This is a genomic window from Bradyrhizobium sp. Ec3.3, from assembly GCF_000472925.1.
GTDB lineage: Bacteria > Pseudomonadota > Alphaproteobacteria > Rhizobiales > Xanthobacteraceae > Bradyrhizobium.
In genome coordinates this window covers 107,590-123,932 of sequence record NZ_AXAS01000032.1, presented here as the reverse complement: position 1 = coordinate 123,932, position 16,343 = coordinate 107,590, and the positions used below count along the sequence as shown (strand labels likewise).

General features: G+C 64.0%; 11 protein-coding genes. 3 read left to right on the top strand and 8 right to left on the bottom strand.

Features of this window, described 5'->3' with window-relative positions:
- From YUU_RS0127500 to YUU_RS0127480, 5 genes are all read right to left on the bottom strand, one after another.
- Window positions 1–290: alpha/beta fold hydrolase (locus tag YUU_RS0127500; RefSeq protein WP_027525283.1), on the bottom strand; the 290-nt coding region annotated here is incomplete at its 3' end.
- A 375-nt stretch (window positions 291–665) separates the two neighbouring features.
- On the bottom strand, window positions 666–2,519 hold the full coding sequence (locus tag YUU_RS0127495) for a sigma-54-dependent Fis family transcriptional regulator (protein WP_027525282.1): 1,854 nt from the start codon (window positions 2,517–2,519) through the stop codon (window positions 666–668).
- 94 nt (window positions 2,520–2,613) lie between these two features.
- Window positions 2,614–5,919 (bottom strand): carboxyl transferase domain-containing protein, encoded by a 3,306-nt coding sequence (locus YUU_RS0127490; RefSeq protein WP_027525281.1) that lies wholly within the window; start codon window positions 5,917–5,919, stop codon window positions 2,614–2,616.
- A 344-nt stretch (window positions 5,920–6,263) separates the two neighbouring features.
- Window positions 6,264–7,943, bottom strand: coding sequence for a methyl-accepting chemotaxis protein (locus YUU_RS0127485; protein WP_027525280.1), 1,680 nt, complete (start codon window positions 7,941–7,943; stop codon window positions 6,264–6,266).
- Between the two features lie 98 nt (window positions 7,944–8,041).
- Window positions 8,042–9,064 carry an AraC family transcriptional regulator gene (locus tag YUU_RS0127480; RefSeq protein WP_027525279.1) on the bottom strand — a complete coding sequence of 341 codons (1,023 nt, stop codon included), beginning with the start codon at window positions 9,062–9,064 and terminating at the stop codon, window positions 8,042–8,044.
- Between the two features lie 254 nt (window positions 9,065–9,318).
- On the opposite strand from YUU_RS0127480, the gene YUU_RS0127475 reads away from it, so the two are divergent.
- Complete coding sequence (locus YUU_RS0127475) at window positions 9,319–11,334, top strand: glycogen-debranching protein (RefSeq protein ID WP_035663487.1); 2,016 nt, start codon at window positions 9,319–9,321, stop codon at window positions 11,332–11,334.
- 56 nt (window positions 11,335–11,390) lie between these two features.
- On the opposite strand, the gene YUU_RS56700 is transcribed toward YUU_RS0127475, so the two are convergent.
- From YUU_RS56700 to YUU_RS0127465, 3 genes are all read right to left on the bottom strand, one after another.
- Complete coding sequence (locus YUU_RS56700) at window positions 11,391–11,633, bottom strand: GCG_CRPN prefix-to-repeats domain-containing protein (protein ID WP_084801574.1); 243 nt, start codon at window positions 11,631–11,633, stop codon at window positions 11,391–11,393.
- A 95-nt stretch (window positions 11,634–11,728) separates the two neighbouring features.
- Entirely contained in the window at window positions 11,729–12,592 is an 864-nt protein-coding gene (locus YUU_RS0127470; protein WP_027525277.1) for a DUF1989 domain-containing protein, read from the bottom strand.
- Window positions 12,593–12,665: 73 nt separating this feature from the next.
- Entirely contained in the window at window positions 12,666–13,934 is a 1,269-nt protein-coding gene (locus YUU_RS0127465) for a serine hydrolase (RefSeq protein WP_051389910.1), read from the bottom strand.
- Between the two features lie 117 nt (window positions 13,935–14,051).
- On the opposite strand from YUU_RS0127465, the gene YUU_RS0127460 reads away from it, so the two are divergent.
- Together YUU_RS0127460 and YUU_RS0127455 are read left to right on the top strand one after the other, a co-directional pair.
- Entirely contained in the window at window positions 14,052–14,996 is a 945-nt protein-coding gene (locus tag YUU_RS0127460; protein ID WP_027525275.1) for an AEC family transporter, read from the top strand.
- 518 nt (window positions 14,997–15,514) lie between these two features.
- Window positions 15,515–16,240 (top strand): hypothetical protein, encoded by a 726-nt coding sequence (locus YUU_RS0127455; protein WP_156944535.1) that lies wholly within the window; start codon window positions 15,515–15,517, stop codon window positions 16,238–16,240.
- Window positions 16,241–16,343: the final 103 nt, after the last annotated feature.

The window sequence follows — 16,343 nt, the reverse complement described above, 5'->3', positions numbered from 1 at the left end:
ACCGTGGCACCCCACGAATGCCCAACGAGGTGGACAGCGCTGTTGGTGCGCTGGATGACGGCCTCGACGATGTCGATCTCCCGTTCGATAGAAATGTCGTCCGGGCTGCGGCGCTCTTCGGTGTCGCCATAACCGAGCAGGCTCGTTGTCACCGCCCGAAAGCTATCTCCTAAGAGAGCGATCACACCACGCCACAGCGCTCCCGTACTCCATGAGCCGGGCACGAAAAGAATGGTCGGCCCCGATCCTTGCTCGCGGTAGTCGATGCGTTTGGCAGGATATTCGACCATGGCTGCCCCCCGCACGTGGAGGTGTCCGTACCGAGAACGATACCACGAGCGGCACGAGAACCACATGGAAGACAAGGCTCGCGACGGAGGACCCAGACACGGGCTCCGGGTCCTCGGGGGCGCGTGAGAAAACGCGAGGTACGCGCGACCCCGGCTGTTGAGGAAATCTGGCGAGAGAAAATTTGTGATTGCAGTTACAGAAGGTGGCTAAAGATTACCTCCTTTGGCATTATCGAGCCTCATAGAGGATTACTCACACTTTAGGGACATCCTTGCGGGAGAAGGTGGCGTAAGCCGCCTCCAGCGGCCGTTTCTTAAGAGACGCCGAAGCGCAGCTTCGGCTATGAGGGCACATCGCGCGCCCCGTCATTTGCGCTACTGCGCCGTGTCGATCTTCAACTGCTTGATCTTGCGATAGAGCGTGGCGCGGCTGAGGCGGAGCGCTTTTGCCGCCTCCGTGACGCGGCCGCCGTGCTTGCGTAGCACCTCCCTGATGGTCGCGCGTTCGGCCGCTGCAAGGTCCGGCTCGCTGGCGCGGCCGCCGAACGGCGGCAGATCGAGATCGGTATCGCTGATGACGCCATGCTCGGCGGTGCAGCCGGCGAGCCGTAGCACATGGCGGAGCTGACGCATGTTGCCGGGGAATGGATAGGCTGAGAGCGCCGACCAGGCTGCGGCCGAGAGCCTGCAACCCGGTGCCTCCTCGGCCGCGATGTCCCTGATCACATCCGCCCTGTCGGCGCGCTCGCGCAAGGGCGGCAGCCGCATCTCCATGCCGCGCAGGCGGAAGTAGAGATCGGCGCGGAAGCTGCCCTCCTCCGCCATGCGGCCGAGATCGCGATGGGTGGCGCTGATCAGGCGGATGTCGACGGCTGTCGGCTTGAGCGCGCCGAGCGGCCAGACCTCGCGGTTCTCCAGGACGCGCAACAGCCGGGTCTGGAGCGCGATCGGCATGTCGCCGATCTCGTCCAGGAACAGCGTGCCGCCGTCGGCCTGTACGATCAACCCCTTCGAGCCGTCGCGCCGAGCACCGGTGAAGGCGCCGGCCTCATAGCCGAACAGCTCGGCATCGATCAGGCTTTCCGGCATCGCCGCGCAGTTGAGCGCGACGTAATTGCTGCGCGCGCGGCTGCTTGCGGCATGAATGGCGCGCGCGAAGGCATCCTTGCCGACGCCGGTCTCGCCATGCAGCAGGATCGGCAAATTGTGGTCGCCGATGCTTTTCAGCCGCTTCACACCTTTGACCAGTGCGGGATCGCTACCGGCAAGCTTGTCGAGACCATCGAACCGGCCTGCGCGATTCTCACGACGCGTAACCGGCTGACGGCCGGGTGGTCGTGCACGCAGCGGCGGCGCCACATGAGCGCGTCCGAGCGGGCTGCCGTCTGCACGGCGCACGGCGCCCGTCTCTTCCGCCGCGTCGAACTTGACGTAGCGCGACAGGTCGATGCCCGATGCGATGAGGCCGTCTGTCAGTCCAAGCATCGCGCGCGCCGCCCGGCAGGCGCCGACAATGCGGCGGTCGTCGTCATAGGCGATCAGGCCGCTGCCGCCGTCGCCGGGCACGGTCGCAATCCAGGCATTGTGGAAATGGTTGCGGAAGATCGCGCCCTCGATCCGGCGCGTCGCCTCCATGGTAACCGCTAGCGCAAGCTGATGCGCGGCGCGCGAAAGATCCTCGCGGCAGGAGGTAATATTGACCGCACCGGCGATGCGCCCCCTCTGGTCGAACAGCGGCGCAACCGCGCAAGAGAACATGCTCCACTGCTCGCGAAAATGCTCGTCGCGATGCACAAGGATCGGCTTTTTCTCGGCTAGCGCGGTGCCGAGCCCATTGGTGCCCTCGCAAGCCTCGGCGAAATTCGAGCCGGTGTAGATCTTCCATTCAAGGAACATTTTGGCATCGGCTTCGCCCGGCAGGCGGCTGAACAGCATGGTGGCGTTGGCGTCGGCGAGATTGACGCAATAGCCGGCCTCGCGCAGCACCCGCGCGAGATCATCGAGCTCGGGCGTCGCGAGCCGGATCGTCTCCTCCAGGGGTTCGGCGACATGCCGGATCTCGGTCTCGGTGAGCGTCTGCGGCGGGCCCTGGCGTGCCGGATCGAGCTTGTGGTTGATCAGGCAGCGCCTCCAGGAGTTTGCGATCCGCGACTCCGCATCGACGTCGGTCGCGTGAGTGGCGACGGACAGCACACGGGCGACATGGTTCGAAGCCGACAGGCTGGCCATCGCAGACGTCTCCACCCTGTATTATTGTGCAAAGTCTGGCAGTCCAGGCGGGGATGTCAATCGGGAACCGACGCGCTGACGTTGCTGCGCCTGCTCACCACGCGTCGATGCAGGGGCGCTTCTTGGTCGTGCGCTCGGGCGGCTTCGGCACGGAGCGCAGGCCCGCCATGATCCAGCGCCGCGTCTCGGCGGGATCGATGACGTTGTCGATCTCGAACACCGAGGCGATCGAGACCGCCTTGCCGTTGGCGTAGAGCTCGGCGACCTTGTTGCGATAGTAGGTCTCGCGCACGACCGGATCGGCGATCGCCTCCATTTCCTTGCGGAAGCCGAGCCGCACATAGCCTTCGAGCCCCATGCCGCCGAATTCGCCGGTCGGCCAGGCCGCGGTGAAGAACGAGGCGTGGAAACCACCGGCGATCATCGACTGTGCGCCGAGGCCATAACCCTTGCGCAGCACGATGCCGAACAGCGGCACGGTGAGGCTCGCGCCGGTGACGAATATCCGGGACACGTGGCGCACGATCGCTGTCTTCTCCGCTTCAGGACCGACCATGAAACCGGGCGTGTCGCAGAGCGAGACGATCGGGATGTCGAAGGCATCGCAAAGCTGCAGGAAGCGCGCCGCCTTGTCGCCGGCATCCGCATCGATCGCACCGCCGAGATGGCGAGGGTTGTTGGCGATCAGGCCGAACGGCTTGCCTTCAATGCGGATGAGGGCCGTGATCATGCCGACGCCATAGTCGCGGCGGAGCTCGAGAACGGAGCCGGTGTCTGCGATCAGATCGATCACGGTGCGGATGTCGTAGACGCGCAGGCGGTTCTCGGGAATCGCCCGTCGCAGGAGGCGCTGATCGGCGGCTTGCCACTCGCTCACCGCGCCCTGGAAATAGGACAGGTATTTCTGCGCAACCCTCGTCGCCTCCACCTCGTCCTCGACGAGGATGTCGATGACGCCGTTCGGGGACTGGAACGAGACCGGACCGACCTCGGCGGGATGATAGACGCCAAGCCCGCCGCCTTCGATCATGGCCGGACCGCCCATGCCGATCGAGGCGTTCCTGGTGGCGATGATGACGTCGCAGCAGCCGAGCATCGCCGCATTGCCCGCAAAGCAATAGCCGGAGACGACGCCGACCACCGGCACGAGGCCGGAAAGCTTCGCGAATTGCAGGAAGGAAGGACCATCGAGACCGGTCATGCCGAGACGATCGGTGTCGCCGGGCCGGCCGCCGCCGCCTTCGGCGTAAAACACCAGCGGCATGCGCCATTGCTCGGCCAATGTCAGCATGCGGTCGATCTTCTTGTGGTTCATGTGGCCCTGCGTGCCCGCAAGCACGGTGTAGTCATAGGCGACCACCATGCAGCGCGCGCCGTCGGATCCGAACTTGTCCGCATTCACCGTGGCGACGCCGGTGATGAGACCGTCTGCCGGCGTGTTCTTGATGAGGTCGTCAAGCTTGCGGCGGCGGCGCTGCGCGGCGATGGCGAGACTGCCATATTCCATGAAGGAGCCGTCGTCGACGAGCTGTGCAACGTTTTCGCGCGCCGTGCGCTGATTGGTGTTGCGGCGGCGCTCGACGGACGCCGGGCGATTTTCGTCGCGCGTGTTGGCTTGGCGCGAAAACATCTCGGCGAGATCGGGACGGATGTGATCGAGATCGATCTCGGCCTCCTTGGCCGCGCTGTCGGCTGCGACGTCGAGCGGTTCGAGATAGAGGATCGGCTCGCCATGCAGCAGCGTGACGCCGTCACCGGCCGCGAGTTTTGTCACCCGGCCGCCCTGCTCGGCCATCACCAGGTGCTCCATCTTCATGGATTCGATCACCGCGAGCTGCTGGCCGGGACGCACGATCTCGCCCTCTTTGACCTGGATCGTGACCACGGTGCCCTGCAAGGGCGCCGCGACCATCACCGTTCCCTCCGGCACCTCCTGCGCGGCATGGGCTTGCGCCGCGTGATCGCCGGACTTGTCAGTCGGGGCAAAGAACAGCGGCCGCGCTGCGCCGTCGGCGGCCTCCACGAGCTTGGCGACGTTGCGATCGATGAAGTCGGTCGCGATGCGATTGGTCTTGAAGTCGGGATGGGCGAGCACCGCCTGGAGAAAGGGGATATTGGTAGCGACCCCGTCGATCCGGAACTCACGCAAGCTCCGCGAGGCCTTCGCGACCACGTCGTGCCAGGCCTCGCCCGGCGTATGGACGATGACCTTGGCAAGCAGCGAGTCGAAGGCGGCGCTGGTCTTGTAGCCGGCATAGCCGAAGCTATCGACGCGCACGCCGGGCCCCGACGGCGGCTCGAACACGGCGAGCACGCCGCCGGTCGGGTGCGTGGCGCCAGTCTCGTCCAACGTCTCCATGTTGACGCGGAGCTGCATGGCATAGCCGCGCGGCTTCGGAATCGAAGCCTGGTCGAGACCGAGCGAAGCGAGCGAGGCGCCGGAGGCGACCGCGAGCTGGGCGCGGACGAGATCGACGCCCAGCACCTCCTCCGTCACGGTGTGCTCGACCTGAAGCCGCGGATTGGCCTCGATGAAGGCAAAGCTGTCTTCAGTGGCGTCATCGACCAGGAACTCGAAGGTGCCGAGATTGTCGTAGGCCGCGTGCGTGGCGAGCTGCCTCGCCGCCTCGATGATGCGGCCGCGCAAGCCGTCGCTGAGCGAGGGGCTGGGCGCCACCTCGACCAGCTTCTGGTGCCGGCGCTGGACGGTGCATTCGCGCTCCCAGAGATGGCTGATCGCGCCATGATGGTCGCCGATGATCTGCACCTCGATGTGGCGCGCCTTTCGGATCAGGCGCTCGGCATAGACGCCGTCAAAGCCGAAAGCGGCCTTCGCTTCGGACTGGCAGCGCGCATAGGCTTCCGCAAGATCGGTCGCCTTCTCCACGATGCGCATGCCGCGGCCGCCGCCACCGGCCATCGCCTTGATCACGATCGCGGCGGACTTGCCGAGCGAGTCGAAAAACGCCTGGATCTCGCCAAGCGAGGACGGACCGCTGGTGCCGGCGATGATCGGCACGCCGCAAAGCTTGGCCAGCTGACGCGCCGCGACCTTGTCGCCGAACAGCTCGAGCGCGGTCACCTTCGGCCCGACGAAGGCAATGCCTTCGGCCGCACAGGCCTTGGCGAAGTCCGCATTCTCGCTGAGGAAGCCATAGCCGGGATGCACAGCGTCGCAGCCTGCTTCCTTCGCCGTCTTCACCACGCTTTCGATGTCGAGATAGGCTCGCGCACCGCGGCCGGGAATTTCGATCGCCTCGTCGGCGCCGCGGACATGCAGTGACAGCGCATCGTCTGCGGAAAAAATAGCTACCGTCGCAATGCCGGCATCGGCAGCGGCCCGCGCGATGCGGATGGCGATCTCGCCGCGATTGGCGATCAGGAGCTTTCGGAACGACATTGAGCGGGCCTCCATGCTCCCTGCATTTGCAGCGAGCATCGGGGGACGTCAACGACAAGCGAGCGCCGAGTCAAGGGTCGCCCGGCTTGCGGCACGCAATGGTGCCGCGACGCGGAATAAATCGCTCTATCCTAACCTCTGCGCACACATCTCACACCGTCATCCTCAGGTGCGAGCGGCGCAGCGCGTTCGCGCTGCGCCGGGAGCCTCGAAGGATGAACGGCCCATTTGTCCCAGGCACTACGACTTCCTTGCGTCGAGAGCCGGGCGGTCGCCCTTCGAGGGCCGTGCTACGCACGGCCACCTCAGAGTGACGGACCGCGGGGCCACGAAAGTGGTGACGATTACGCCGCCCTTACGCCCGCGACGAAGGTCGTCACCTCGTGCTGCAGCGCCTGCAGCTTCTGCGTCAGCCGGCCGCTCGATTGCAGCACCTGACCTGCGGCATGACCGGTCTCGGAGGTTGCCTCCGTGACGCCGGAGATGTTTTGCGAGACCTGGTTGGTGCCGGAGGCGGCGTCCTGCACGCTGCGGGCGATGGCTTGCGTCGCGGCGCCCTGCTCTTCCACGGCGGCCGCAATCGAGGAGGAGATCTCGTTGACCTCCATGATGGTGGCGCGGATGCTCTGGATGTTGCCGACCACCTGATCAGTCTCGGCCTGGATCGCCGAGATCTGCGCACCGATCTCGTCGGTTGCCTTCGCGGTCTGGCTCGCCAGCGACTTCACCTCGCTTGCAACGACGGCAAAGCCCTTGCCGGCTTCGCCGGCGCGCGCCGCCTCGATGGTGGCGTTGAGCGCGAGCAGGTTCGTCTGCGAGGCGATCTGGTTGATGAGGTCGATGACCTCGCCGATCTTGTGGGCCGCCTGAGCCAACCCCTGCACGGTGTCGTTGGTGCGCTGGCCGTCGGCCGCCGCCTTGTCGGCGACTTGGGCGGCTTGCGCGACACGCTGGCTGATCTCGGTGATTGACGACGATAGCTCGCCGGCGGCGGAGGCCACCGTCTGCACGTTGCTCGAAGCCTGCTGGCAGGCATCGGCGACGATGCTCGCGCGCGCGCTCGCCTTGTCGGCGGTTTCCGACATGCCTTGCGCGGCCTGCTGCATCCGTTGCGCTTCGCTGAAGACGTCGCGGACCACGGCCTGGACGCTGGCCTCGAACTTGCCGGCAAGATCGACCATCACCTTGCGCTTTTCGGCATCCGACTTCTGCTTCAACTCCTGCTGCTCGGCATGCATCTGGTGCACGGCCGCGGCATTGTCCTTGAACACGGCGAGAGCCTTGGCCAGCCCGCCGACTTCACCACGGCGGCTCGTATAGGGCACGTCGAACGCGCTGTCGCCGGACGCAAGCCGCTCCGTGAGCGCGGTGATGGCCGCAAGCGGCCTGGTGACGCTGCGGCCGATCAGGAAGGAGGCAACGAGAACCACCGCGAAGACGGCAAGACACACCCATGCGAACGTCATCGCGGTCTGGCGGAACACGGCATCGACGTCGTCGAGATAGATTCCGGTGCCGACGATCCAGCCCCACGGCGCAAAGCCCTTCACATAGGAGATTTTCGCCACCGGCTGCTCGAAGCCGGGTTTGGGCCAGAGATAGCTGTAGAAGCCCGCGCCCTGCCCCTTCACGACGTTGACGAAGCCCATGAACAGCGCGTTACCCGCGGGATCCTTCATGCCGGAGAGATCCTTGCCGTCGAGCTCCGGCTTGATCGGATGCATGACCATCTTCGGGGTCATGTCGTTGATCCAGAAATACTCGACCTTGTCGTAACGCAGGCTCTTGATTTCGGCCATCGCCGCGCCTTGCGCCTGCTCGCGCGTCAGCTTCTCCTCGCTCTCGAGCTTCTGGTAGTGCGTCAGAATGCCATAGCCGACGTCAACCATCTGCTGGGTCTTGGCCTGGCGGTCGGCAACCATCTGCGCACGCATGGTGTAGAGCGCGATCGGCGCCAGCACGATCATGCCGAGGAGGCCGATGGCGACAATCAGGACAAGCTTGAAACTGATGCGGGAAAACATTTTGGTGCTCGCGTGAATTGGCAGAATGCTGAAATGCCAATTTATCCCGAACCGCTTAGCAAAGATTTAAGCATTCGGATTCGATCGCCCTGCCCTCACTAGGTCGCCGGCACCCCGTGCAACAGGCGGTTGCGATACTCACCCGGCGAGGCCTTGAACCAGCGCCGGCAGGCCCGGAAAAAGCTGCTCTGGTCGGCGAAGCCGAGCAGATAAGCCGCCTGCCCGAGCGACAGATGCAGCCGGCCGAGATACTGGTCCGCCAGTTCCCGCCGCGTATCGTCCAGAAGCTGCACGAACGAGGTCGCTTCCTCTTCCAGCCGTCGCTGCAGGGTGCGCTCGCTCATGCAGAGCTCGACGGCGACTTCGTCCCGCCGCGGTTCACCGTCGGGAAGCCGCCGCACGATCGCCTCGCGCACCCGAAAACTCGTCAGCGCGTGATCGAAGTGACGCAGATATTCGCCGGCATAACGCTCGTGCAGCTCGCCGAGTTGCGGATTGAAAGTCGGCAGTGCCAGGTCCATGTCGCTGCGCGCGAACATCACGCTGTTGCGCTCGGCGTTGAACGTAACCGGGCAGCGAAAGGCAGCGTGATAGGGCGAGATATCTGCGGGCGGGGGATAGGTGAGCGCGATCGCGCGCGGATTGACGTCATTGCGTGCGACCCAGCGGCAGAAGCCGATCACGGTGACGAAGATGAACTCGATGCGCTGACGCGGGATCGGCCGGCTGCCGCCGAACAGCACGAAATCGATGCGACAGCAATCACCGTCCTCAGTCATGCTCATGGTCAGCGCGTCGCTGAGGATGAGCAGATAGCGGTTGAGCCGCTCGAAGGCGCCGCGCAGATCGGCGCATGACATCATGGTGTAGCCGACCACGTCGAACGCCGCCGGCCGCGCCATCTGATACTGCGCAAGCGAGAGTGCCGGATTTTTCGACCGCTCGACCGCAAGCTCCCAGAGGTGGCTGATCTTCTCGGTGGAGAGCCGCGCGCTCGCTCCTTCCAGCTCCTGCGGATCGATGCCGGCGGCCGCAAACAGGCTCGAGACGTCCAGCCCTTCTGCGGCGAGCATCTCAGCGATGCTCCGCACCCAGACCGCGGCCGTCGTCCGCTTCGACATCCCCAACGCTCCTCCAGCGCTTGTTGCTTGATTGGCGCCGCAACTGCCGACACGCAGCGGCCGCCTTGCTCCGAATATGACACGAAACGGCTCGCCGTGCCACCGAGGCAACGCTTCGCGCGATCCAACCTGACGCGCGCAGCACTCTGTTATCCCTCAGTCTCGACATTGTCATCCCGGTGGGCTCTTATTTCCGCACGACGCCATCTTGATGTGAGCATGGAGCCCGCCGTCCGCGGGCATTGGAGATCGTCATGGCGGATCTGGAAGGCAGCGAGGGCTTGCCCTGGCCGCTCGGCTGTTCCCGTAACGAGGCGGACCAGAGCTGCAACTTCGCGCTTTATTCCAAGCACGCGACCGCGGTCACGCTCCTGCTCTATCGTGATGGCGAGTTCGCGACACCGCTTCGCGTTTTGCCTTTTACATTTCCTGTCAACAAGAGCGGCCGCGTCTGGCATATGCGCCTGCCGTCCGAAATGATCGCGGACGCCAAATACTACGCATATCAGGTCGATGGTCCCTTCGATCCCGTAAGCGGGCAACGCTTCGATCGCGACAAGATCCTGCTCGATCCCTATGCCAAGGGCGTGTTCTTCCCGCCCGCCTTCAGCCGCGATGCGGCGATGGAAGCCGGATCGAACGCGGGCAAGGCGCCGCTCGGACTGCTCGCTGATGGCGCGACGGCCCCGCCCCCGGGCCGGCCGCCGGCGCCACGCCACGACCACGAGCTGATCATCTACGAAATGCATGTGCGCGGCTTCACGCGGCGGGCCAATTCGAAAGTGCCCGAAGATCAGCGCGGCACTTTTGCCGGTATCGTCGCAAAGATCCCGTATCTGAAGAACCTCGGCGTCACCGCTGTCGAGCTGATGCCCGTGCACCAGTTCGAGCCGGGGACGACCAATTACTGGGGCTACATGACGCTCAACTTCTTCTCGCCGCACGCGCCCTACAGCGTGGCCGGCAGGCCTGAAAATGCGCTCGGTGAATTCCGCCTGATGGTCGATGAGCTGCACCGGGCCGGCATCGAGGTGCTGCTCGACGTCGTCTACAATCACACCGCGGAGATGGGCAATGGCGGGCCCACCTATTCTTTCCGCGGCATCGACAACTCGACTTACTACGCGCTGTCACCGACCGACTTCTCCAGCTACGTCAATTTCAGCGGATGCGGCAACGACCTGCGCACCGCGCATCCGGCACCGCGGCTGATGGTCGTCGACAGCCTCAGATATTGGGCGACGTCGATCGGCGTCGACGGCTTCCGCTTCGATCTTGCCTCGATCTTCGCCCGCAATGAGGACGGCTCGCTCAATTCCGACGATCCGCCGATCGTCGTGGAAATCTCCAGCGACCATGATCTCGCCGATATCAGACTGATCGCAGAGCCCTGGGACGCTGGCGGCGGCTACCAGATGGGCCGCGCCTTCCCGGGCCGCTCCTGGTGCCAGTGGAACGATCATTTCCGCAGTACCGTCCGCGGCTTCGTCAAGGGCGATGGCGGCCTGGTCGCCGATCTCATGACCCGACTCTACGGCAGCACGGACCTGCTTCCGGACACGCTGGCTGACGCCGACCGGCGTACGCAGAGCATCAACTTCGTCGATTGCCACGACGGGCTCAATCTCTGCGATCTCGTCAGCTACACCAACGACGACCAGCGCAGCTGGGGCTGCGGCTACGAGGGCACGAATAACGTGCCTCCCGATGTGGCCGCGCTGAGGAAGCGGCAGGTCAAGAACTTCTGCTGCCTGCTGATGCTGTCGAACGGCGTGCCGATGTTCGTTGCGGGTGACGAGTTCATGCACAGCCAGAACGGCAATCCGAACGTCTACGACCAGGACAACGAGATTACCTGGCTCGACTGGGACCTCGCTGAAACCAACGCCGACGTGCTGCGCTTCTTCCGCATGATGATCGGCTTCCGCAAGGCCCATTCGGTGATCGCAAGGAGCACCGGATGGGGCGCCGACTGCTCCTGGCACGGCACCGACGGCAACCCCGAGCTCGGCGGCGGCTCGCGGTCGCTTGCGCTGCACTTAAGCGGCGCATCGACAGGCGGCGCCGACATTTTTGCGATGTTCAATGCTTATTGGGAAGCACTGAGCTTCGAACTCCCGACGTCGTCGATCTGGAAGCGTGTGGTGGATACGTCGCTGGAGAGTCCGAACGATATCGTCGAGGAGGCGGTCGCGCAGCCCTACATCTCCAACGCGTACAGCGTCGGCCCGCGATCGGTCGCGGTCCTCATTTCGAGCAAAGCGGCTTAGCCAAACGCGATCACACCAAGCCAAAGGCTGGCCCGACGGTCGTTCGAGGCGCAATGCTAATAGCTGGCGAAGCAGGCGCGTTTGCGCGGACTCCAGGTGTAGCCGGATGGACAGGGCGGCCGGGGCTGCGCCCCTGCGGGGCACTCGTTCCAGACGCGTGCGCCGGTCCCCCATCCATCGACGACGCAGGCCCCGGAGATGGTGGGGTGGCAACCGGGGCCACATCCGACGGCGGCGGTCGCAAGACCAATTCCGGCAACGGTCGCGACGAGCAAAGCGGTGACGAAGAGCGCTCTCATGATCTCCCCCTTTCGATTGTCTCCGGCTCCTGCCACCGGCAGGAGCCACGGCAACCCGTCAATGACGCACAGACAGCGGATTTGGTTCCCGGCGATTAGCGATCACTCCCGTGGCCGCGATGGTAGGTATTCGGCAACGGCCAGCGCCAGCTGTCGAGCCTGGTCCGGTCCGGCTCGAAGACCTCGATCTTGAGCGGATAGCAGGCCGCGACGTCGCTGGAATGGGTCGCGCTGCAATCGCCGCCCGGGCACGCGGACAGGGCGCCGAGCAGATCGATCTCCGCGAAGAGCTCGATGAAGTCGCCGGGACGGACGGGGCTGGCCTTCATGAAATACTGGTGCGTATCCCCGGTGAAGCCGGTGCACATGAAGACATTGAGCACGTCGTGGACGTGATGCTCGACCGCACGCACGTCGGTCTTCAATTCGGCAGCCAGCGCACGCGACAGGTTGGAGTGGCAGCAGAAATTATAGGACGTGCCGCCCAGCAGCAGGTGGGTATAGGGATCGCAGCGCGTGCCTATGACGTCGTGGATGCCGGCGCCATCCGCGTCGAAGCCGTACCAGCCGAGCGTGTCATGGCTGATGGTCGCCATCGGCCGCAGCTGCGGCATGGTGCTCCAGAGCCGGTCGCCGGTGCCGACATGCGTTGCGTGAAGCGCACGTGTCTTGCCGCTGAAGAAGCGCTCGGAGAGATCGTGAGCGTTCCAGAGATTGAGGTCGCCGACCTGCGGGCCCTCAATGCTGACGATGCGGAAAAACTGACCGCGCGAGACGCGAAACGCGCGGGCATCGCGCGGCGGCACCACGATTTCCTGCGTCTTGACCATCGTCCGCCGCGCGGATTCCAGCACGGCCATGTCCGGCTTCTGCATCGCGCCGGCGGGATAGACGACGGTCGGCTTGGCGGCCCGGCGTGAGGCTGCGCCGGCAGGCGCAGGTGAGATTCTGGGAGACATGATTAACCTCAAGGTGAGCGCAGAGCGCGATCGCACTTCCAGATCATGCCTCAAGCTCCTGCGCCGCAAAAGATCAGGACTGTCGCAACGCGCGGTAAACCCCTTGTTCGAACTGGCGATAGGCGTCGAGCGCTTCGCCGTCCGCGAAGGGCAGGATCTGCATCATGATGACGCCCGCGAGGCGCTTTAATGGGTCGATCCAGTAGTAGGTGTTGAACAGGCCGGCCCAGGTCAGGCTGCCGGCGCTGCGGCCATCCGGGACGGGATCGAGGTTGATCATATTGCCGAGCCCCCATCGCAGATGGGTGCCCGGGAAGAAGTTGACGTCGTTCGAAAGCGCGGGATTGGTCGTCTTGAGGATGCCGGCCTCGAGATTGCCGATCTGGTTTTCGGACATCAACGCAACCGTCGCAGGCTGTAGGATGCGCGCCCCGCGCTGGCTTCCGCCGTTGAGCAGCGCCTGGAGCAAGGCCAGGTAATCGGACGCGGTGGAATAGATGCCGCCTCCACCCAGAAACGCCTTGCTGCCGCCCGGCTTTTCCAGCGGCTGCACCAGAAGCTTGCCCCGAGCATCCCGCACGAACAGGCTGGCCTCTCGCGCGCGCTGCTTGTCATCGAGTGCAACGACGGTGTCGTTCATGCCGAGCGGACCCGTAATGTGGTCGCGGAAATAGCGCTCGAGCGGCTCGCCGCTCGCGATCTCCACCATCCGCCCGACGCGGTCGAGACTGCCGCCATAGGCCCATCTTGCACCGGGTTCGAACATCAGCGGCATGCGCGGCAGGTTCCGCTTGCCGCGCGCGACCTTGAGATAGCGGGCGACTTTCGGATCCCAGAGCAGATAGCTGAAGCCGGAAGTGTGCGACAACAGATGGCGCAGCGTCAGGGGCCTCTCGGGAGAATGCAGCAGCGGGGCACCCTTCGCATCGAAACCGGCGAGCACCTGAATCGCAGCCAGCGCCGGATCGATGTTGGCGGCCGGCTCGTCCAGATGCAGCCTGCCCTGCTCCACGAGCTGCAGCGCCGCGACCGACGTCAGCAATTTGACCATCGAGGCGATGCGGAAGATCGTATCAGTCGACATGCGAGAGGCCGCATCGCCGTTGCGCAGGCCGAAGGCGCCCTCATAGAGCACCGACTGTTCGTTCGCGGCCATCGCCACCACGCCGGGAATCTTTTGCGCGCTGACGCTGGCTGATAATGCGCCGTCGATCTCGCGGCTGCGCAGCGGCGCCAGCGACGATGCCGCCCGGCCGGGCACGGGAACGGCAGCGGCCATGCTCGCGGCCGCAAGCCCCACTGTTTGCAGGAGCGCATCACGCCGGCTGAGCGGACCCCACATGAGGTTTCCTGGAAGCTGATCCGGAATCTGATCTAGTATAGCCCAGACAACCCCGGGTCGCATGTCCCGAGGTGACATCACGGGGCTGATCAGGGCATCAGCCGAGGGGGAACCAGGATGCAAGTCGCCGGCCTCGTCCTTCCCGTCTTTGCCATCATCGTCACCGGCTGGCTCGCCGGTTGGCTCGGCTACATCTCGCGGTCGCTGGCCGACGGCCTCGTGCATTTCGCCTATAACGTGGCGATGCCGGCGCTGCTGGTCGTAACCATCGCGCAGGAGCCGGCGAGCAATCTCCTGGAATGGCGCTTCCTGTTCGCCTTCGGCGGCGGATCGATGCTGTGCTTCGCGCTGGTCTTTCTGGTCGTTCGCATGGCGTTCGGCCGCGACCTCGCCTCCAGCACGATGCAGGGCATGACCGCAGCGATGACCAATACCGGCTTCGTGGCGCTGCCGGTCCTGCATTCGATCTACGGACAGCCAGCCGTGCTGCCCGCCGCCATCGCAACCGTGTTCGTCGCGGCGGTGATGTTCCCGGTGACCGTCATCCTCCTGGAGAGCAGCGGCCGCGGCGCGCCGGGCGCGGCATCCCCCTCCACGCTGGTGAAGCAGATCCTGCTTAATCCGATGGTGCTCTCGACCCTGATCGGTCTTGCCTGGGCGATCACAAGCCTGCCGATTCCTGCTCCGCTCAAGGCCTATCTGAACATTTTTGCGGCCGCGCTCACGCCATGCGCCCTCTTCGCCATCGGTCTCGGCCTCTCGATCGAAGGCGTGCGCGCGAACCTCAATGCGTCGCTCGTGCTCGCGGCCGTCAAGCTCGTGCTCATGCCGCTGCTGGTGTACGGACTGTGCGTGGCCTCAGGCCTCAATCCCTTCTACACGATCGCCGCCGTCATCTGCGCCGCCGTGCCGACGGCGAAGACGGCGTACATCCTGGCCGGCGCCTACAAGGTCGAGCATTCGCTGGTCGCATCCACGGTCTCGATCACGACGCTGCTGTCGGTTGTGACCCTGTTGGGGTGGCTCTACGCGCTGCAGGGCCTCGCGGCCAAAGCGGAGTAGAGGGAACGCGGTGCTGGTGTCTTTCGTCGGGCCTCCCTATCACCTTCCGGGAGGACATAACAAAATGTCGAAAACAACCCCATGCAAAGTAGCCGACAGTGCCCGAAGTGCAGATTGCTGATTTTACGAAATTAACTTGACACGTCGGGCAAATCACCTGCAATATGCCATCATCGCACGACCGACTTGATCGACGGACGCTCTCCCACCCTTGGGCCGCAAACACCTCTCGCGCCGTTGCTGCGAGAGTGGCGGAAACGCATCGGCGCCTTGCCGCACCGTCGCTTTAAACTGACCTACTCCTGCGAGGTGATCGTGAAGGCCTCCGCACTGCGATGGCCGCGCGGAAAGCCTTAGTCCACTGACCAAGTACCGCGTGCTGAAGCAGTACCTGCGTCGGCGCTCGACTTCGGCTAGGGTCAGCCGGTTTGACCCAAGTCGGACATTGTCGAGCCGCAAGCTCAGGGTGTACCATTACCGTGCACTACTCCTAGGCGGATATACGATAGGAGGTGGTTATGACGGATTCATCATCGCCAAACGGCACAGAACAAAGCTCTGCTACGAGTGGCGGCGGGCCCGGTGGGACCCCTCAGGATTGGCAGCGCCAGATTTTCAATGATTTCAAGAACGCTTTGCTTAAGTCACTCGACGAGCCTCTCGCTGAAGTGAGACGTTGGTCTTGGTTTTCGCTGGCGTTTGCGGCTCTGAGCAGCGTCACCGTGCTAGCTGGATGTGCAACCGCACTAATAGTCGCCGCAAGATGGCCGCCGGGCGCGTGGACCGACCCGTCGATGCTCATGAGCATAGTCAGCAACATAGTGGCTGTTCTCACTACGACGGCAAACGTGCACTGGAATCAACGATTAAACGCCGCTCGCAAGGAGCTTGCTGACCGCCGCGGCCAAATCGACAACATTACTTCGAGGCTGTTTAAACGATTGTTTGGTGAAAGCGGAGAACCTTCGGTTGTTACATATGCTCACAAGGACGCTATCGCTGGCCGCCTCATAAAAGTGGATAGAGAGAATTGGGACGAAGAATCATTTCAGGGCGGCGCGAGGAGTGTTTTCCAGTTCAAATTCAGCAGGATTCTTGGAAACAGAATCTTTCTAGAGGACGACAGCAAACCGAAAAAGAGAAATATTGAACTTGAGATTGATTTAGACTTTAAACGGATTCTTTGGATCGACCAAAGGACGAACGTCAGGGAAGAACTCTATAGAGTCCTCGACATCGATTGATCTTGCCCAGAAGCTCAGTAAAGCTAAGTGGCGTCTCTGCCTAATTCATCGACAAACACAGGTGCCGCTAGCGCAGCAGTTTCTGTGCAGCACTGCTGCAGCG